13 protein-coding genes are annotated in these 20,567 nt (G+C 60.7%); 5 read left to right on the plus strand and 8 right to left on the minus strand.

The annotated features are described in order from the left end of the window. Positions 1-97 precede the first annotated feature (97 nt). Together acnB and BN1124_RS09300 are read right to left on the minus strand one after the other, a co-directional pair. Positions 98-2,695 (minus strand): bifunctional aconitate hydratase 2/2-methylisocitrate dehydratase, encoded by a 2,598-nt coding sequence (gene acnB, locus BN1124_RS09295; protein WP_042641451.1) that lies wholly within the window; start codon positions 2,693-2,695, stop codon positions 98-100. Between the two features lie 228 nt (positions 2,696-2,923). After that, a complete protein-coding gene (locus BN1124_RS09300) occupies positions 2,924-5,182 on the minus strand; it encodes a patatin-like phospholipase family protein (RefSeq protein ID WP_042641235.1) in 2,259 nt (752 codons plus the stop codon). Between the two features lie 262 nt (positions 5,183-5,444). Here BN1124_RS09300 and BN1124_RS09305 point away from each other — a divergent pair, with 262 nt between their 5' ends. After that, on the plus strand, positions 5,445-7,355 hold the full coding sequence (locus BN1124_RS09305) for a methyl-accepting chemotaxis protein (RefSeq protein ID WP_042641237.1): 1,911 nt from the start codon (positions 5,445-5,447) through the stop codon (positions 7,353-7,355). Between the two features lie 76 nt (positions 7,356-7,431). Here BN1124_RS09305 and BN1124_RS09310 read toward each other — a convergent pair whose 3' ends face one another. The 6 genes from BN1124_RS09310 to ampD form a co-directional block, all read right to left on the minus strand. Next, a complete protein-coding gene (locus tag BN1124_RS09310; RefSeq protein WP_042641239.1) occupies positions 7,432-8,388 on the minus strand; it encodes a GGDEF domain-containing protein in 957 nt (318 codons plus the stop codon). A gap of 128 nt (positions 8,389-8,516) precedes the next feature. Continuing rightward, complete coding sequence (gene lpdA, locus BN1124_RS09315) at positions 8,517-9,944, minus strand: dihydrolipoyl dehydrogenase (RefSeq protein WP_042641241.1); 1,428 nt, start codon at positions 9,942-9,944, stop codon at positions 8,517-8,519. A 153-nt stretch (positions 9,945-10,097) separates the two neighbouring features. Beyond that, positions 10,098-11,993, minus strand: coding sequence for a pyruvate dehydrogenase complex dihydrolipoyllysine-residue acetyltransferase (aceF, locus tag BN1124_RS09320; RefSeq protein WP_042641242.1), 1,896 nt, complete (start codon positions 11,991-11,993; stop codon positions 10,098-10,100). A gap of 233 nt (positions 11,994-12,226) precedes the next feature. Next, entirely contained in the window at positions 12,227-14,887 is a 2,661-nt protein-coding gene (gene aceE, locus BN1124_RS09325) for a pyruvate dehydrogenase (acetyl-transferring), homodimeric type (protein ID WP_042641244.1), read from the minus strand. 69 nt (positions 14,888-14,956) lie between these two features. Then, positions 14,957-15,721, minus strand: coding sequence for a pyruvate dehydrogenase complex transcriptional repressor PdhR (gene pdhR, locus BN1124_RS09330; protein ID WP_042641246.1), 765 nt, complete (start codon positions 15,719-15,721; stop codon positions 14,957-14,959). Positions 15,722-15,996: 275 nt separating this feature from the next. Further along, complete coding sequence (gene ampD, locus BN1124_RS09335; protein WP_042641248.1) at positions 15,997-16,569, minus strand: 1,6-anhydro-N-acetylmuramyl-L-alanine amidase AmpD; 573 nt, start codon at positions 16,567-16,569, stop codon at positions 15,997-15,999. A 135-nt stretch (positions 16,570-16,704) separates the two neighbouring features. Here ampD and BN1124_RS09340 point away from each other — a divergent pair, with 135 nt between their 5' ends. The 4 genes from BN1124_RS09340 to tapB all read left to right on the plus strand — a co-directional run bounded on the left by BN1124_RS09340 (position 16,705) and on the right by tapB (position 20,500). Further along, a complete protein-coding gene (locus BN1124_RS09340) occupies positions 16,705-17,175 on the plus strand; it encodes a retropepsin-like aspartic protease family protein (RefSeq protein ID WP_042641250.1) in 471 nt (156 codons plus the stop codon). Between the two features lie 3 nt (positions 17,176-17,178). Beyond that, positions 17,179-18,036 (plus strand): carboxylating nicotinate-nucleotide diphosphorylase, encoded by an 858-nt coding sequence (gene nadC / locus BN1124_RS09345; RefSeq protein WP_042641252.1) that lies wholly within the window; start codon positions 17,179-17,181, stop codon positions 18,034-18,036. A 319-nt stretch (positions 18,037-18,355) separates the two neighbouring features. Continuing rightward, positions 18,356-18,790, plus strand: a complete 435-nt coding sequence (gene tapA, locus BN1124_RS20855; RefSeq protein WP_042641254.1) for a type IVa pilus major pilin TapA — start codon at positions 18,356-18,358, stop codon at positions 18,788-18,790. Between the two features lie 3 nt (positions 18,791-18,793). Continuing rightward, positions 18,794-20,500, plus strand: a complete 1,707-nt coding sequence (gene tapB, locus BN1124_RS09355) for a PilB family type IVa pilus assembly ATPase TapB (protein WP_042641256.1) — start codon at positions 18,794-18,796, stop codon at positions 20,498-20,500. The last annotated feature ends 67 nt before the right edge of the window (positions 20,501-20,567 follow it).

Below are 20,567 nucleotides of genomic sequence, written 5' to 3' on the forward strand. Positions count from 1 at the left end.
GATCCTGAGGCGTCTCATCCTGCTTGGCGCCATGAAAAAGCCCCGGCAAGGGCCGGGGCTTTTTATCAGACTGCGTGCGCCGCGTCGGCGCCCAGCCTTACACCGCTTGCTGCAAGATCACCGCATCGGCCTTCTTGGTATAGGAGGCGATCTCGTTGAAGTTGAGGTAGCGATAGGTATCGGCCGCGGTGGCATCCAGCGCCTTGGCGTACTGCAGGTACTCCGCCACGGTCGGGATCTTGCCGGTGATGGCGGCAACCGCGGCCAGCTCGGCGGAGGCCAGGTAGACGTTGGCACCCTTGCCCAGACGGTTCGGGAAGTTACGGGTTGAGGTGGAGACCACGGAAGCCCCCTCCGCAACCCGCGCCTGGTTACCCATGCACAGGGAGCAGCCCGGGATCTCGATGCGGGCACCGACCCGGCCGAAGATGCCGTAGTAGCCCTCTTCGGTCAGCTGATCCTTGTCCATCTTGGTGGGCGGGGCTATCCACATGCGGGTCGGCAGCTCGCCCTGGTACTTCTCGAGCAGCTTGCCGGCGGCGCGGAAGTGGCCGATGTTGGTCATGCAGGATCCGATGAACACCTCATCGATCTGGCAGCCAGCCACGTCGCTCAGCAGGCGGGCATCGTCCGGATCGTTCGGCGCACAAAGGATGGGTTCCTTGATGGTGGCGAGATCGATCTCGATGATTTCGGCGTACTCGGCATCCTTGTCCGCCTCCATCAGCACCGGATTGGCCAGCCACTCCTCCATCCCCCTGATACGGCGGGTGATGGTGCGTACGTCGCCGTAGCCTTCGGACAGCATCCACTTCAGCATGACGATGTTGGACTTGAGGTACTCGATGATCGGTGCCTGATCCAGCTTGATGGTACAACCGGCGGCGGAGCGCTCGGCGCTGGCGTCGGCCAGCTCGAACGCCTGCTCCACCTTCAGGGTCGGCAGCCCCTCGATCTCGAGGATGCGGCCGGAGAAGATGTTCTTCTTGCCCGCCTTCTCCACGGTCAGCAGGCCACGCTGGATGGCGGCGTAGGGGATGGCATGGACCAGGTCACGCAGGGTGATGCCCGGTTGCAGCTCGCCCTTGAAGCGCACCAGCACGGATTCCGGCATGTCCAGCGGCATCACGCCGGTGGCGGCGGCGAAGGCCACGAGACCAGAGCCCGCCGGGAAGGAGATCCCGATGGGGAAACGGGTGTGAGAGTCACCGCCGGTGCCCACGGTGTCCGGCAGCAGCATGCGATTCAGCCAGGAGTGGATGACGCCGTCACCGGGACGCAGGGAGACGCCGCCGCGGTTCATGATGAAGTCCGGCAAGGTGTGGTGGGTCTGCACGTCGATGGGCTTCGGATAGGCGGCGGTGTGGCAGAAGGACTGCATGGTCAGATCGGCGGAGAAGCCGAGGCAGGCCAAGTCTTTCAGCTCATCCCGGGTCATCGGGCCCGTGGTGTCCTGGGAGCCGACCGTGGTCATGCGGGGCTCGCAGTAGGTGCCGGGACGGATGCCCTGCACGCCGCAGGCCTTGCCCACCATCTTCTGGGCCAGGGTGTAACCCTTGCCGGTGTCGGCCACGGGCACAGGGCGACGGAACACAGTGGAGAACGGCAGCGCCAGCGCCTCGCGCGCCTTGTCGGTCAGGCCGCGGCCGATGATCAGCGGGATACGGCCACCGGCGCGCACCTCGTCGATCAGCACCTCGGTCTTGAGGGTGAACTCGGCCAGCACCTCACCGGTGCCGTGGCGGGTGATCTTGCCCTCATAGGGGAAGATGTCGATCACATCGCCCATCTCCAGCTTGGAGACATCCACTTCGATGGGCAGGGCACCGGCATCTTCCATGGTGTTGAAGAAAATGGGGGCGATCTTGCCGCCGAGGCAGACGCCGCCGGCACGCTTGTTCGGCACGAACGGGATGTCGTCGCCCATGAACCAGAGCACCGAGTTGGTGGCGGACTTGCGGGAAGAGCCGGTACCGACCACGTCACCGACGTAGGCCAGCGGGAAGCCGGTCTGCTTGAGCTCTTCGATGGCCTTGACCGGGCCTATCACACCGTCTTTGTCCGGGGTGATGCCGGGGCGGGCGTTTTTCAGCATGGCCAGGGCATGGAGCGGGATGTCGGGACGGGACCAGGCATCCGGCGCCGGAGACAGGTCATCGGTGTTGGTCTCACCGGTCACCTTGAACACGGTGACGGTGATCTTCTCGGCCAGGGCCGGGCGGTTCAGGAACCACTCGGCATCGGCCCAGGACTGCAGCACCCGTTGGGCGTGCGCGTTACCGGCCTTGGCCTTCTCTTCCACGTCGTGGAAGGAGTCGAACATCAGCAGGGTGTGGGAGAGGCCCTTGGCAGCAAGAGGGGCCAGCTCGGCATCATCCAGCAGATCGATCAGCGGCTGGATGTTGTAACCACCCTGCATGGTGCCGAGCAGCTCGACGGCTTCGGCCGCGGTCAGGATCGGGGAGTGCGCCTCGCCCTTGGCGACGGCGGTGAGGAAACCGGCCTTCACATAGGCCGCTTCATCAACACCAGGTGGAATTCGGGAGGACAACAGTTCTTTCAGAAAATCTTGTTCACCGGCGGGCGGGTTCTTGAGCAGTTCAACCAGGGCGGCGACTTGCTCTGCATCCAGAGGTTTGGCAACCACGCCCTCGGCGGCACGTTCTGCGACGTGTTTACGGTAGGTTTCAAGCACGACTAATTCCTCTTTGGTCTTTTTTTGGGGTTCGCCCAAGCTCGCGGCGATCGTCCTTGCGGGACACCCGTAGGGTGCCCCCCACTATATAAGTTTTAACGAGTAAGTAAAATCCAAACCCTGCTCACTTATTCATCAAACCAACATAACTAGCTAACCTTGCTCAGGTTTTTTAAAAGTACAAAAAACGCGCCAGATGCAAATTAACAAAAAGGCAGCATTTCCCCCTTATTCAAAGGTGGTGCCCAATTGCAGATAGAACATGTCGTGCCCCCCCTCCGCCACGCCATAACCGAGGAAGATGGGGCCGAGGAAGCTCTCCACCCCCACATAGACGGAGCCGGCGGTGTAGGAGGACTCCAGGCTGATGTCCGCGCCCTTGTCCCAGACCCCGCCCTGCTCGAGGGAGCCGCCGAGGAACAGCGGTGCCTTGACGGCGCCGAAGTCGTTGTCCGCCACCCGATAGATGTAGCGCAGACCGCTGAACAGGCTGTAGCGGCCGCTCAGCTGGTAGTGCTGGAAGCCGGACAGCCGGAACAGGCCGCCGAGATCCTGCACGAACAGTGGCACCTCTTCCTCCGAGGTGGAGCCGCCCCCTTCCAGCATCAGGTTGAGGCTGTGTCGCCCCCATGACCATGGCTTGATCAGCGCCAGGTGATAGTTGATCCCCTCGGTATTTTCGGTCGGCGCATTGGTCGGTTCGACCTTGATGTGGGAGTAGCCGCCCTTGATGTCCCAGTAGATCCCCTCGTAGGGGAAGTAGCGACTGTCGAGGGTATCGTGCTCGAAGCGGACATAGGGTCCCCAAGAGGAGGCATCCGCATCCGCATCGGACAGGTTCTGAATATCGACGCTGCCCACCTTGCCCTCCAGCCCCAGGGACAGCCGGCTCCAGGGCTGACGGTTCCAGCCGACGGAGAGATCTACGCTGGTGAAGCTGTACTCCGAGTCCAGATAACTCACGCCGGACGTCTGCACTTCATCTTCCGGGAAGAAGACCCGGCGCTGGGTCTTGTCATAAGCCAGACTCGCCTCGCCGAAGAAGGTCTGGGAGGGCTCGAGCGGGGTGTAGAAGTCGGTCTTGAGGTGCTTGGCCGTGCCCAAGGAAGCCTCGGTCAGCCACTCGGCCCCCCAGTCATTGACGTTGGTCAGGTTGTAGGACATGCCGACGTTATAGTTGGAGGTGCTCTCGAAATCATCGGAGAAACCGAGCTGGAAGTTGAGATAACCCGGCCCCCAGTTCTTCTCGCTGGCATTGACCACCAGCACGTTCTCACCGCTCCGCTCCTCCACCTCATAGGTGATGCGATCAAACGACTCCAGCGCATAGAGCCGGCGGATGCCCGCCTCCAGGCTCTCATAGGTCTGCACCTTGTCCGGGCGCACCTTGAGCATGGCGCGCACAGTGTCGTCGGAGAGACGCGACTTGTTGACGATCTCCACCTTGTCGATGTAGTAGGCCGGCTGACCGCTGCGCTCGGCGCGGCGGCTCAACTTCTGGTTGCGGTAATCGGCATAGCGTTCCGGCGAGAGCGACAGGGCATCGAGCTGGCTAGAGGCGCGGTTGGCCACCACCTCCCCGACCCGGATCCCCTCCGGCATGCGGGCAAAATCGGCGATGCCCATGTCGCCGAACTCGGGACTGAGCAGCACATCCTTGGGCCCCAGCAGGGCCTTCTGCTTGTCGGTGCCGACCTGGGTCATGTAGGTGGTGAGCTGATCGATCATCGCCAGCCCCGACTTCAGCGACTCACGGGTGCGCAGCTTGGCACCTATGTCCACCGCGATGACGATGTCGGCCCCCATGGCCTTGGCCACGTCCACCGGCATGTTGTTGACAGTGCCGCCGTCGGCCAGGATATGCCCCTCCCACTCCACCGGCTTGAGGGCGCCGGGGATGGACATGGAGGCCTGCATCGCCTTGGCGAGGCTGCCGTGATCCAGCACGAAGGGGGTCACCGTCTCCATGTCCGTGGCCATGGCGCGGTAGGGAATGGGCAGGTTGTCGAAACTCTTCTGCACCGGCAGGTTGGAGGTCGCGTGACGCAGCAGGCTGGCCATGGACTGGCCCTGGAAGAAGCCGTCCGGCAACTGGACAGAATCACCATTGACGCCGATGTCGGTACGCAGCTGGTATTTCTCGCTCTGCTGCTTCTTGCGCAGGGAGAGTTCATCGCGGCCGACCTTGTCCTGATAGCCCTTGTTCCAGTCGATGGAGAGGGTCATGCGCTCCACCTCCTCGGCGCTGAGCCCCATGGCGTACATGCCCGCCACGTAGGAGCCCATGCTGGTGCCCACCACTATGTCGACCGGTATGCGCTTCTCTTCCAGCACCTTGAGCACCCCGATGTGGGCCGCCCCCTTGGCGCCGCCACCGCTCAGCACCAACGCGATCCTGGGTCGATCAGACTGGGCCGCCGCCATGAAAGGCAGAGTCGCCAGCAAGAGCAGAAGCAGGTGGGTCCATCCCCGATGAAAGATGCGCATATGATTGTCCATTGATCCAGTGCGAGCCGAGTGAGCCGTGATGCCTACTATAAGATGAGGAACTGTAACCGCAACTGCCTGTGCTGGCGAGATTTCATCAAGATCCCGTCGGCCGGCCGGGAGCATGGGCGGCGTCAATCCAGTCCCGGCCTGATGTGAGCGCAAACGTTAATCGGCAATAAACGCCGGCATCGCCTCAAGGGCGCGGGTCGGCGGCCGCTAATATGGGCTCAACCTTCGGCCCACACTCCCGAGTCACCCTATGTTTGCAAGCCTGACACTCAAACAGAAAATTCTGGCCACCGTCATCCTGGCCGTGGCGCTCTCCTGCCTGCTGGTGGGCTACTTCAGCCAGCGCTCGGCCCAGCAGCTGATCGAGGCCCGCATGTTCGAGCAGGAGTTGCCGAACCTGACCCAGCGCATCGGCAAGGAGATCGAGAAGGATCTCACCTCGGTCGCCAATGCCGCCAAACAGCTCGCCAACGATCGCTTCGTGCTGGACTGGGTGGCCCGTGGCATGCCCAAGGAGCAGGAGTCCATCCTCGTCGATCAGCTCAAGGACATGACCACCCAGTACGGCCTGGTCACCGCCTCCTTCGCCGATCGGCAGAGCGCCGCCTACTACAACCAGGACGGCTTCCTGCGCAACCTGACCCCGGAGCAGGATGGCTGGTTCTACGGCTACACCAAGAGCCCGCAGGATCTGATGCTCAGCATCTTTCGCGAGAGCAACGGCGAGGTGAAACTGTTCGTCAACTTCCAGCAGCTCGACGGCCGCGGCCTGGCGGGGCTCGCCAAGTCCCTCGACAGCATGGTCAGCATGCTGGCCAACTTCCGCATCGGTGACAGCGGCTTCGTGTTCATGACAGATGGCAGCGGCAAGGTGAAGCTGCACCCGGACGCCGCCCGCATCGACCGCGATACCCTGTCCCAGCTGGCCGGGGCCAGTGCCGCTGGCCTGTTGACCAAGCAGGCATTCGCCGCCACCCACGCCGAGATCGATGGCCAGCCGGTCGTGCTCGCCACCAGCTATATTCCGCTGCTCGACTGGTACTTGGTGGCCCAGGTACCGGAGGCCGAGATCTACGCCGAGCTGGATCGGGCCCGCTTGCACATCCTGCTGGTGAGCCTGGCGATCGCCGTCGGCATGGGGCTGCTCGGCGTGCTGCTGGCAGGCTCGGTCAGCCGCCCACTCAACGAACTGGCCCGCCTGTTCCGCGAACTCGGCAGTGGTGACGGGGATCTGACCCAGCGCCTCAAGGTGGAGGGACGAGACGAACTCGCCCAGGTCGCGACCGGCTTCAACAACTTCGTGGCCAAGATCCACGGCTCCATCGAGCAGGTGGCCAGCAACTCCCGCCAGCTCGCCGCCACCGCCAACGAGGTGGCCAGCAAGGCCCAGCTGACCCAGCACAACTGCACCGCCCAGCGCGATCGCACCGTGCAGGTGGCCACCGCCATCCACGAGATGGGCGCCACCGTCGGCGAGATCGCCGGCAACGCCTCCCTGGCCGCCGACGTGGCCAAGCAGGCCAACGAGCAGGCCGATGCAGGCGCCCTGATGGTGGCCCAGGCACGCCACGGTATCGTCGGCCTCTCCGACGAGATCGAACAGGTATCCGGCGTCATCGAGTCGCTGGCCAACCAGACCGACTCCATCGGCAGCATCCTCGACACCATCCGCAGCATCTCGGAGCAGACCAACCTGCTGGCGCTCAACGCCGCCATCGAGGCCGCCCGTGCCGGTGAGCAGGGCCGTGGCTTCGCCGTGGTGGCCGACGAGGTGCGCAACCTCGCCAGCCGCTCCGCCGCCTCCACCGCCGAGATCCAGGGCATGATCAACCGCCTGCAGGAGCAGAGCGCCCGCGCCGTCAGCGCCATGACCCAGGGCCGCAGCCAGAGTCTGGCGGTGGTGGCCCAGGCCGACGAGGCCGATGCGGCCCTCGGCCAGATCACCGGCCATATCACCCAGATCAGCGACATGAACATCCAGGTCGCCACCGCCACCGAGGAGCAATCCAGCGTGGTGGGCGAGATCAACCGCAACGTGGAAGACATCAACCAGCTCACCATGGAGACCGCCGACATCGCCCATCAGCTGACCGAGTCCAGCCGCAGCCTGCAGCAGCTCTCCGGCGAGCTCGACAAGCTGGTCGGCAACTTCCGGTTGTAAGCCGCTCGAATGCAACAAGGGGACGCCATGCGTCCCCTTGTCATTTCCGGGCCAAAAGCGAGTACCCGCTTGGCGGCTAGCCCCCCTTCTTGCGGTGATACATCTGCTTATCCGCCTGTTGCAGCAACAGCTCCAGCTCGGGGGGCAGCGCAGGATCGTAGTGGGCTACCCCGGTGGAGCAGGTCAATCGATAGGGTTTGCCCGCCTCCCGGTTGAAGCTCGCCAGCGCCTCATCGAAGCGGACCAGCACCCGTGACACCAGCTCGGGCCCGATGCCGGGCAGCAGCACCACGAACTCGTCGCCCCCCAGGCGGGCGAAGATATCGGCGTTGCGAAACACCCTGGATAGCAGTCCCGCCATCTGGCGCAGGGCGTCGTCCCCCGCCTCGTGTCCCAGGGTATCGTTGATCTCCTTGAAGCGGTTGAGATCGAAGAACAACAGGCTCGCCTCCCGCCCCTGCCGATGGGAGAGCTGCAGGCACTTCTGCCCCAGCATGATGAAGCCGCGACGGTTGGTGATGCCGGTCAGCTCATCCAGAATGGCCAGCTGAATGGCCGCCAGCTCGTGCTCCACCATGCCCGCCAGATCCGTCAACAGGGATCGCTCACGTGCGTCCAGCTGGCGCGGCCGACGGTCGATGAGGCAGAGGGTCCCCACCTTGTAGCCACCGGCAATATGCAGAGGGCTGCCGGCATAGAAACGGATGTGGGGAGCCCCCAGCACCAGCGGATTGTCGGCGAAGCGCGGATCCCGGGCCGCATCCTCCACCACGAAGATCTCCTCGCCGAGGATGGCATGACCGCAGAAGGAGATGTCACGGGGGGTCTCCTGCGCATCCAGGCCACAGCGGGACTTGAACCACTGCCGCTCCTCATCCACCAGAGAGATCAGCGAGATGGGGACCTCGAACATGTTGCGCGCCATCCGGGTGATACGGTCGAACCGTTCCTCGGCAGAGCTGTCCAGAATGGCGAGACGCCGCAAGGCATCGAGGCGCTGTCGTTCGTAATCGGGTATGGCGGGTGCTTGCATGGGTAGATCGTCGTTTGATGTGGCAGGTCTCAGCATAGCAAGAGGCCTCGAACAAATCTCTTTTCTCATGGAAAAACAAAAAAGCCGCTCGAGAGAGCGGCTTTTTCATCATGGCAGGAAGAGGAGGCTTATTTCTTCTTCTTGGCCTTGGCGTTCGGCAGATCGGTGATGGATCCTTCGTACACTTCGGCAGCCAGACCCACGGACTCGTGCAGAGTCGGGTGAGCGTGGATGGTCAGCGCCAGATCTTCAGCGTCGGCACCCATCTCGATGGCCAGACCGATCTCACCCAGCAGCTCACCACCGTTGGTACCGACGATGGCACCACCGATGACGCGATGGCTGTCCTTGTCGAAGATCAGCTTGGTCATGCCGTCGGAGCAATCGGACGCGATGGCACGGCCGGAAGCAGCCCAGGGGAAGGTGGCGACTTCGAAGTTCAGGCCCTGTTGCTTGGCTTCCTTCTCGGTCAGACCAACCCAGGCCATCTCTGGCTCGGTGTAGGCGATGGACGGGATCACTTTCGGGTCGAAGTAGTGCTTCTTGCCGGCGATGACTTCGGCCGCCACGTGGCCTTCGTGCACACCCTTGTGGGCCAGCATCGGCTGACCGACGATGTCACCGATGGCGTGGATGTGAGCGACGTTGGTACGCAGCTGCTTGTCCACTTCGATGAAACCGCGCTCGTTGACGGCAACACCGGCTTTCTCGGCGTCCATCAGCTTGCCGTTCGGCACACGACCGACCGCGACCAGCACGTTGTCGTAGCGAACCGGCTCGGCCGGAGCGTGCTTGCCTTCGTAGGAGACGTACAGACCGTCGGCGCGCGCCTCAACTGCGGTGACCTTGGTCTCCAGCATGATGTTGAATTTCTTGGCGACTCGCTTGGTGTAGATCTTGACGATGTCTTTGTCCGCAGCCGGTACCAGCTGATCGGCAAATTCCACCACGTCGATCTCGGAACCCAGGGAGGAGTACACGGTACCCATCTCCAGGCCGATGATGCCGCCACCGATGACCAGCAGCTTGCCCGGTACGGTAGTCAGTTCCAGCGCATCGGTCGAATCCCATACGCGCGGATCATCATGGGGGATGAAGGGCAGCTTCACCGGGCGGGAACCCGCAGCGATGATGGCGTTATCGAAGGTCACGGTAGTCTTGCCTTCATCCCCGGTCACTTCCAGCGTGTTTGGGCCGGTGAACTTGCCGAAGCCGTTCACAACCTGGACTTTACGCATCTTGGCCATGCCGGCCAGACCGCCGGTCAGCTGGTTGATGACCTTCTCTTTCCACAGACGCACCTTGGTGATGTCGGTCTGGGGAGCACCGAAGACGATGCCGTGATCGGCCAGCGCCTTGGCTTCTTCGATGACTTTGGCGACGTGCAGCAGTGCTTTGGACGGGATGCAGCCCACGTTCAGGCAGACGCCACCCAGGGTGGAGTAACGCTCGACGATAACGGTATCCAGACCCAGATCGGCGGCACGGAAGGCAGCGGAATAACCGGCAGGGCCAGCACCCAGTACCACGACCTGAGTTTTGATTTCTTTACTCATCATGACCTCTTTGTCGTTCTATATCCCCGGACAGCACAGTCTTATGCCAAAGAAGGCGGCTGCAGCCGTGAAAAAAACGGGGCAAGTTTATAATTTTGTTAATGAAATGAGAAGTGAAAAGGGCGAGCTCTGTGCTCGCCCTCTCATTTACATTTACAGAACCAGTCGACGAATGTCGGACAGCACACCACTCAGGGTGGTGATGAAGCGAGCACCGTCGGCGCCGTCGATGACGCGGTGGTCATAGCTCAGGGCCAGCGGCAGCATCAGGCGAGCCTCAAACTCCTTGCCGTTCCACTTCGGTTTGAAGTCGGACTTGGAGACACCGAGGATGGCCACTTCCGGCGCGTTGACGATCGGGGTAAAGCTGGTACCGCCGATGCCACCCAGGCTGGAGATGGTGAAGCAACCGCCCTGCATGTCGGCAGCGGTCAGCTTGCCGGCACGGGCCTTCTTGGAGATCTCGGCCAGGTCGCGGGACAGCTCATGGATACCCTTCTTGTTGACGTCGCGAACGACCGGGACCACCAGGCCCCCCGGGGTATCTACCGCCACACCGATGTGGATGTACTTCTTCATGATCAGCTTGGTGCCGTCTTCGGACAGGGCGCTGCAGAAACGTGGGTGCGCTTCCAGGGCCTTGGCGGCGGCTTTCAGGATGAACACCAGCGGGGTGATCTTCACGTCCAGCTTCTGCTTCTCGGCCAGCTGGTTCTGCTCTTTGCGGAACGCTTCCAGCTCGGTGGTATCGGCTTCGTCGAACTGGGTGACGTGCGGGATCATGGCCCAGTTGCGATGCAGGGCAGGACCGGAGATCTTCTGGATCCGGGTCAGTTCCAGCTCTTCGACCGGACCGAACTTGCTGAAGTCCACCTTCGGCCACGGCAGTACGCTCATGCCGTTGCCAGTACCGGTACCGGCAGCAGGTGCGGACTCGGCACGCTTGACCGCATCCTTCACATAGGCCTGCACGTCTTCTTTGACGATGCGACCCTTGCGACCCGAGGCTTTCACCTTGGCCAGGTTGACGCCGAACTCACGAGCCAGACGGCGCACGGCCGGGGAGGCGTGGACATAGGCATCGTTCGCAACGAAGTCGGAAGAAGCGGCAGCAGGAGCGGCGGCCTGAGCAACCGGCGCAGCGGCAGCAACAGGTGCGGCAACGGGAGCAGCAGCCTGAGCAACCGGGGCGGCTGCAGGCGCGGCGCCAGCCACTTCGAATACCATGATCAGAGAACCGGTAGAGACCTTGTCGCCCGCCTTCACCTTGATCTCTTTGACCACACCGGCGAACGGCGCAGGCACTTCCATGGAGGCCTTGTCACCTTCGACCGCGATCAGGGACTGGTCGGCTTCGACCTTGTCACCCACGGCGACCATGATCTCGGTCACTTCCACTTCGTCACCGCCGATGTCCGGCACGTTGACTTCTTTGGCGGCGGCAACGGCAGGCGCAGCAGCCACAGGGGCGGCAGCCTGAACCGGCGCAGCCACGGCAACCGGAGCGGCACCAGCCACTTCGAATACCATCACCAGGGAACCGGTAGATACCTTGGCGCCGGCGGCAACCTTGATCTCGACCACGCGGCCCGCGAACGGCGCCGGCACTTCCATGGAGGCCTTGTCACCTTCCACGGCGATGATGGACTGGTCGGCTTCAACCATGTCGCCAACGGCAACCATCAGCTCGGTCACTTCGACTTCATCGTCACCGATGTCCGGCACGTGCACGTCTTTGCGGGCGGCAGCAGCGGGGGCAGCCGGCGCGGCGGCGGCAACCGGGGCAGCAGCCTGGACGGGAGCCGGAGCGGCGGCACCTTCGGCTTCGAAGATCATGATCTGGGAACCGGTGGCAACCTTGTCGCCCACCTTGATCAGGATCTCTTTGACGATACCGGCGGCAGGGGCCGGTACTTCCATGGAGGCTTTGTCACCTTCCACGGCGATCAGGGACTGGTCCAGTTCGACCTTGTCACCCACGGCGACCATGATCTCGGTCACTTCAACTTCATCGGCACCGATATCCGGCACCATAATCTGTTTGGACATTGTGCTTTATCCTCTTACGCGTACGTTTATCGCGTTAACCCTGGCAGCCCCATATCCGGCACTTTCTGCCTGGATACAGAACTTTATCCTCTTACGCATCTGTCGCGTTAACCTTGGCAAGGGTCCGTTTGGCATATAAACCACTACAAAAACGGATAATGTCCCTTGCTTCTACTGTCACTGAACCGGGCAAGACGCTGTCCGGCGCAATGCCGGACAGCGTCTCCGTTCTCTTATGCGTACAGCGGGTTAACCTTGTCGGCATCGATGCCGTATTTGGCGATGGCGTCGGCCACAACCTGCTTGTCGATCTCACCGCGCTTGGCCAGTTCGGTCAGGGCAGCAACGACGACGTAGAACTCGTTCACTTCGAAGTGACGACGCAGGTTGGCACGGCTGTCGGAACGGCCATAACCGTCGGTACCCAGTACACGGTAGTTCTCGGTCGGCACGAAGGCACGCACCTGCTCGGCGAAGGACTTCATATAGTCGGTCGCGGCGATGGTGGCTTCGGAACCCAGCACCGAGGTGATGTAGGGTACGCGGGCGGCAGCGGTCGGGTGCAGCATGTTCCAGCGATCGGCGTCCTGACCATCACGAGCCAGCTCGTTGAAGGAGGTGACGCTGAACACGTCGGAACCGACGCCGTACTCGCTTGCCAGGATCTGGGCGGCGGTACGCACGTGGCCCAGGATGGAGCCACAACCCAGCAGCTGTACCTTGGCCTTGTTACCGGCCACGGATTCCAGCTTGTAGATACCCTTGCGGATGCCTTCCTCGGCGCCTTCCGGCATGGCCGGCATGGCGTAGTTCTCGTTCAGGGTGGTGATGTAGTAGAAGACGTTCTCAGGCTTCTCACCGTACATGCGACGCAGACCGTCCTGCACGATCACCGCTACTTCATAGGCGTAGGACGGATCGTAGGAGATGCAGTTCGGGATGGTACCGGCCAGGATGTGGCTGTGACCATCTTCGTGCTGCAGACCTTCACCGTTAAGAGTGGTACGACCGGAGGTCGCGCCCAGCAGGAAGCCACGGGCTTGCTGGTCACCGGCTGCCCACGCCATGTCGCCGATCCGCTGGAAGCCGAACATGGAGTAGTAGATGTAGAACGGGATCATCGGGCAATCGTTGGTGCTGTAAGAGGTCGCAGCAGCCAGCCAGGAGGACATGGCGCCCAGCTCGTTGATACCGTCTTGCAGAACCTGACCCTGCTTGTCTTCCTTGTAGTAGGAGACGATGTCGCGGTCTTGCGGGGTGTATTGCTGACCGTGCGGGCTGTAGATGCCGATCTGACGGAACAGACCTTCCATCCCGAAGGTACGAGCTTCATCAGCCAGGATCGGAACGATGCGCTTGCCGATGGACTTGTCTTTCAGCAGCACGTTCAGGGAACGCACGAACGCCATGGTGGTGGAGATCTCACGTGCCTGCTCACCCAGCAGCGGGCCGAAGGCATCCAGCGCCGGGATTTCCAGCTTGGTGGTGCTCTCACGCAGACGGGTCGGTACATAACCCTTCAGCGCGGCACGACGGGCGTGCAGGTACTTGTGCTCTTCGGTACCCTCTTCGATCTTCAGATACGGCAACTCTTCCAGCTGCTCGTCGGTGACCGGCAGGCTGAAACGATCGCGCAGGTGACGCACTGAGCCCAGATCCATCTTCTTGACCTGGTGAGCGATGTTCTTGCCTTCGGCCGCTTCGCCCATGCCATAACCCTTGATGGTCTTGGCCAGGATGACAGTCGGCTTGCCCTTGGTCGCAGCAGCCTTGGAGAAGGCGGCGAACAATTTACGGGGGTCGTGACCACCGCGGTTCAGGGCGAAGATCTCCTCGTCGGTCATGTCTTTGACCAGCGCGGCGGTTTCCGGATAACGGTTGAAGAAGTGCTCACGCACATAACCGCCGTCACGGGACTTCATGGTCTGATAGTCGCCATCCACGGTTTCGTTCATCAGCTGGATCAGCTTGCCGGAAGTGTCTTTCTTCAGCAGCTCATCCCACTTGCGACCCCAGATGACCTTGGTGACATCCCAGCCGGCGCCGGAGAACAGGCCTTCCAGCTCGTTGATGACCTTGCCGTTACCGACAACAGGACCGTCCAGACGCTGCAGGTTGCAGTTGACCACGAAGACCAGGTTGTCGAGCTTTTCACGCACGGCAACGGTCAGGGCACCCTTGGCTTCCGGCTCGTCCATCTCGCCGTCACCCAGGAAGGCGTAAACGGTCTGCTCGGAGCAATCCTTGATACCACGGTCGGTCAGGTACTTCAGGAAGCGAGCCTGATAGATGGCGGCGATGGGGCCCAGACCCATGGAAACGGTCGGGAACTGCCAGAAGTCCGGCATCAGTTTCGGGTGCGGATAGGAAGGGATACCCTTGCCGTCCACTTCCTGACGGAAGTTGTCCAGCTGCTCTTCGGTCAGACGACCTTCGGCGAACGCACGGGCGTAGATGCCCGGGGAGATGTGACCCTGGAAGTAAACCAGATCGCCACCGTCTTTCTCGCTGCGAGCGCGGAAGAAGTGGTTGTAGCAGACTTCATAGATGGTCGCGGAAGAGGCGAAGGAAGACATGTGACCACCGAGGTCCAGATCTTTCTTGGAGGCACGCAGCACTATCATCATGGCATTCCAGCGGATGATGGCGCGGATGCGGCGTTCCATTTCCAGGTCGCCCGGGTAAGCCGGTTCGTCGCTGGCAGGAATGGTGTTGATGTAGTCGCGATTTGCCTTTTCAGCCACATCGACACCGCTGATGCGGGCCTTCTCAGCAAGCTGTTCAAGGATGAACTGAGCGCGTTGCGGACCCTCTTCACGCAGCAGGGATTCCAGAGAGGCAAGCCACTCCAGCGTTTCTATCGGGTCCACATCGTTCTTCAGGATATCAGACATGGCTGGTTCCTATTGTTATTGCACGGCGGTTAAGATGCGCAAGAATTCGACAATAAAGCCTTGTTAGGATTAGTTTTCCTGCTGACGGATCCGACGCATGGATCGCTGGATCCGGCTGTCTTCCCTCTGCATATCCAACAAGGTGTCCTCGATAAAGGCCAGGTGCTCATGACAAGCTGCCCTGGCCCGCTCCGGAGCCCCCGACAGGATAGCCTCGATCAGGCTCGCACGATGGCGACGGATCTTGGCTACCACTCCCGGACGGCGATTCAAAATCTCATTATTTCGTAAAATGTTCTGTTCGAGCATGGGGCCCATGGCCCGCAGCAGGTGCAGCAGCACCACGTTGTGGGAGGCCTCTGCGACCGCCAGATAGAACTGGGTGACGGCGGCGGATTCAGTCACCAGCGACCCCAACTGCCCTGCCTCTTCGATGGCGGATTGCGCCAGGCGAATGCGTTCGAAATCGGCTTCGGTCCCCCGCAGCGCGGCATAGTAGGCACAGATGCCTTCCAGTGCGTGACGAAACTCCAGCAGGTCGTACTGGGCTTCCGGGTGGGTGCTGAGCAGCTCGAACAGCGGATCGGCAATCCCCTTGCTCAGGGCATTCTGCACATAGGTGCCGCCGCCCTGACGACGATACAAGAGTCCTCTGGCTTCCAAACGCTGGATGGCTTCGCGCAACGAGGGACGCGACACCTGAAACTGGATGGCGAGTTCACGCTCAGGAGGCAATTTCTGCCCCGGCTGCAAACTGCCTTCCAGAATCATGCTTTCCAGCTCGGCGACGATGGCGTCGGCCAGCTTGGGCTGAGTAATCTTGATATAGGGCATGGGGCTACTTTGTTAAATTGGTATTACCAATTCTATGATTGGGGCGAAAATTAGCAGAGGGGCTGGGAAAAGTCCACCCGAAATATGATCTGAATCAAGATTGAACGACACCACTTTAGGGGTAAAAGAAGGGAATTATGACCTGGCTCATAGAAAATGGTCTGACCAATATTTATGAGACTTGTCACAGATAACATTTGGCCAACAGCATGGGGAATGGCTTGCCTGAAAGGCAAACCATTGATTTTAAAAACACAAACTAAAGTTTAGGTTTTTTACTCGACGCCGAGGAGTTGACGATATCGCTGCCATTCGAAACTGTCGCCCGGATCCGTCTTGCGACCCGGCGCTATGTCGCAATGTCCGACGATGCGATCGGATGTGATGGCGGGATACTGGTGGGAGATGGCCCGAGTGAGGCTCGCCAGCACCTGGTACTGCTGAACACTGTAAGGCTGCTCGTCTGTGCCTTCCAGCTCGATACCGATGGAGAAGTCGTTGCAGGCCTCCCTCCCCTCCCAACTCGATACCCCGGCATGCCAGGCGCGAGCGCCGAACGGCACGTATTGCACCAGCTCGCCATCGCGGCGGATCAGGCAGTGGGCAGAGACTCGCAGCTGATGGATCTCGCTGAAATAGGGATGAGCGGCGGGATCCAGCTTGCCGAGGAAGAGATCGTCTATCCAGGGGCCGCCAAACTGCCCCGGCGGCAGGCTGATGCCGTGCACCACCAGCAGGGAGATATCGTCCGGACGGCTGCGTTCATTGTGATGGGGCGATGGCACCCGGCGGGCCTGCTCGCACCAGCCGTCAACATCGATGGCAAAAATAGCTGTCGGTTGGGTCATCGTCTACTCGACTCACAATGGAAGTATGGCCCGTAACGGGGTGGCAGGCCCCGCAATAAACCGGGAACAAGCGTCTGAATACACGGATAAAATTGTGTTAGGCTGAGCCATCACTTGCAAGGCACTGGACCCCATATGCACCCGATGGCCCGCCGTCTCTGGCTGCTCGCCTGGCTCTCCCTGCTGGGGCTGCTGACGCTCTACTTCTACTCCAGCGCCAAACCCACGGTGACCGCCAGTGGCGATCTACTGCTCAAGGCCGATGCCAGCGGCCACTATCGTCTGGAGGGTGCCATCAACGGCCAGCCGGTGCAACTGCTGCTCGATACCGGCGCCACCCGGGTGACGGTACCTGGCCAGGTGGCAGAACGTCTCGGTCTCGTCGTCACCGGTCGTAGCCGGGTCAATACCGCGGCGGGTGAGATCCAGGTGCAGACCGGCCAGATCGAAAGCTTGGCGATGGGCCCACTGACCCTGTACGATTTGTCCGTCTTTATCAATCCGGTGGCCGACGGGGAGGAGATCCTGGTGGGCATGAATGCCCTAGGCCGACTGGAATTGCGCCAGAAAGACAGGCAGTTGCTTCTCAGACCCTTGCAGGAATAAGGCATGTTACAACAGGACATCAGCCGCGCCGTGCGCGCCGCACTACTCGAAGATTTGGGCGACGCCCTCACCGCACTGGATCAACCGGATGCCAGCGCCGATATCACTGCCCAGCTGATCCCGGCCGATCGCATGTCGACCGCCAGGGTCATCACCCGTGAGGCCGGCGTGTTCTGCGGCCAACCCTGGGTGGATGAAGTATTTGCCCAGCTCGGCGGCGAAGTCAGAGTTGAGTGGCTGGTGCAAGATGGTGAGCGCCTCTCCCCCAATCAGGAGCTGTTCCGGCTCTATGGCCCCGCTCGCACACTGCTGACCGGCGAGCGCAACGCACTGAACTTCGTGCAGACCCTCTCCGGCGTCGCCACCCTCACCGCCCGTTATGTAGCCGAGCTGGAAGGAACCAACTGCCGCCTGCTCGACACCCGCAAGACCCTTCCCGGTCTGCGCAGCGCCCAGAAATATGCCGTCACCTGCGGCGGTGGCAAGAACCATCGTATCGGCCTGTTCGATGCCTACCTCATCAAGGAGAACCACATCCTCGCCTGTGGTGGTATCAAGGAGGCCATCGCCGAGGCCCGCCGCCTCAATCCGGGTAAACCGGTCGAGGTGGAAGTAGAGTCGCTGGCCGAGCTGGAGCAAGCGTTGGCAGCCAATGCCGATATCGTCATGCTGGATAACTTCGATGTGCCCAGGATGTGCGAGGCGGTTGCCCTGAACCGGGGACGCGCCAAGCTGGAGGTGTCCGGCAATGTGACCCTAGAAACCCTGGCCGAGTACGCCGCTACCGGCGTCGATTTTATCTCTGTGGGCGCCCTGACCAAACACGTGCGAGCACTGGATCTGTCGATGCGGTTTGTCTGAACTCATCGGAACAAGAGGCTCCCGTGAGCCCTGCCAGATATAACAGGACTCGAAACTTGCAAAAGGCGCCATCGGCGCCTTTTCTTTATGCAGGATCCAACGACATAAGGAGTGTGGAGATGGGCCCTCCTCGACTATAGCCAGAGTCAATAGACACTATTTAAGCATTGATTTTCCAGCGATTTTCACCAAATGACAGAAAAACCATCAACAAGGAGCTTGCCTCTGTTGCCAACTCTAAGCGCTCAGATAAGATACTGACGTGTGGATAGACTTCCACCGGCAATTCTCAGGAACCATGGAAAAAAGGATATTTGACATGAAAAAACAGTCAGGGTTTACGCTAATTGAATTGATGATTGTGGTCGCGATCGTTGCCATCTTGGCCGCAATTGCGTTGCCGGCCTACCAGAATTACACCCAGAAGGCTCGTTTTACTGAAGTTGTAACAGCCGCAGCCCCTTATAAAAGCGCAATAGAAATATGTGTTCAAACCACTGGAGCGACCGCAATGGGGAGCTGTGATGCAGGTACAAATGGAGTTCCCGCGGCAATCACTGCTGCAAATGGTAACGTCGCATCAGTAGCCGTAAACGACACAACCAACGCCATTACAGCAACAGGTGTATCAACTGCTTTTGGTGGTACTGCATACACTTATATCCTTGTACCCAATATTGCGTCTGGAAAAGTTAACTGGACTGCCAACCCATCGGGTTCTGTCGGTACTTGTGTGGCTGCTGGTGTTTGCTAACGCATGACCTCTAGCCCCAATAGCGGCCTGGCTACCAGCCTGGCCGCCTCTTCCCTCCTCAGTGAGCCGGACTCACTGCGCTACCTGAGCCAGGCCAAGGCGCAGCATAAACCTTTTGTTACCTTCCTGATCGAAAACGATATTCTCGATAGCAAGGCACTGGCCGATTTCTGTGAGCTGGAATATGGGGTACCTCTGCTGGATCTTGCAGCCTTCGACCTGGCCGAGATCCCGCAGAAGTTCCTCAATCAGAAGCTGATTGAGAAACATCATGTACTGCCCATCTATACCCAGGGCCACACCCTCTATATCGCCATGTCGGACCCAACCAACGTGTCGGCATTGGAGGACTTTGGCTTCAGCTTCGGTCTGCACACCGAAGCCTTGCTGGTTGAAGAGAGCAAGCTGACCACCGCCATCGGCAAGCTGATGGAGACGGAGCAAGATGCCCTCGGCATGGATGATATCGATGAATCCGAGATCTCGGAGCTAGAAGTCTCCGATGAGGGGTCGCGGCTCGATGAGAGCGTCAATACCGCAGACGACGATGCTCCCATCGTCAAATACATCAACAAGATCATGATGGATGCCATCAAGCGCGGCGCCTCTGATCTGCATTTCGAACCCTACGAGACCAAGTACCGGATCCGCTTTAGAGTCGACGGCATACTGCACGAGGTCGCCACACCACCGGTCAATCTGGCCAACCGCTTCGCGGCCCGTCTCAAGGTGATGGCGCGGCTCGATATCGCCGAGCGACGCCTGCCCCAGGATGGTCGGATCAAGCTGAAGATATCGCGCAGCAAGTCCATGGACATGCGGGTCAACACCTTGCCCACCATGTGGGGCGAGAAGATCGTCATTCGGCTGCTGGACTCATCGGCGGCGCGGCTCAACCTCGATCAACTCGGTTTTGACGAACGGCAGAAGGCGCAATACCTGCGCGCCCTCTCCAAGCCTCAGGGTATGATCCTGGTCACAGGCCCTACGGGCTCGGGCAAGACGGTTTCCCTCTATACCGGCCTCAACATTCTCAACACCAACGAGGTCAACATCTCTACCGCCGAGGATCCGGTGGAGATCAACTTGCCCGGCATCAACCAGGTGCAGGTCAATCCCAAGGCGGGGCTCACCTTCGCCAGCGCCCTGCGCTCCTTCCTGCGCCAAGATCCGGACATCGTCATGGTGGGTGAGATCCGTGATCTGGAAACCGCAGAAATAGCCATCAAGGCCTCCCAGACCGGCCACCTGGTGTTGTCTACCCTGCATACCAACTCGGCAGCCGAGACCCTGACTCGGATGATGAACATGGGGGTTCCCGCCTTCAACATCGCCTCCTCGGTGACCCTCATCATGGCTCAGCGCCTCGCCCGCAAGCTGTGCGATCACTGCAAGACACCCGAGGTGGTGCCCGATGCCGAGCTGCTGGAAATGGGGTTTTCTCAGCAACAACTGGTCGCCGGGCTTAGGCTGTTCAAGCCAGTTGGCTGCAAGGAGTGTTCCGGAGGGTATAGAGGGCGAGTCGGTATCTATGAAATCCTGCTAATGTCTGACAACATCGCAAAATTGATCATGCAGGGGGCCAACTCACTGCAAATAGCGGCCATTGCCCAGAAGGAAGGCATGCGCAATCTGCGCACTTCAGGCCTCGAGAAGGCGAGGTTGGGGGTCACCAGCCTGGCCGAAATTAACCGGATCACCACCAACTGAGCACAAAGTTCTCAAGCGATTCACCCGGGTAAGGCCGATGCCACCCCCTGATACGTTTTTCAAGCCA

The sequence above is a fragment of the Aeromonas eucrenophila genome (assembly GCF_000819865.1).
In the GTDB taxonomy this organism is placed as follows: domain Bacteria; phylum Pseudomonadota; class Gammaproteobacteria; order Enterobacterales; family Aeromonadaceae; genus Aeromonas; species Aeromonas eucrenophila.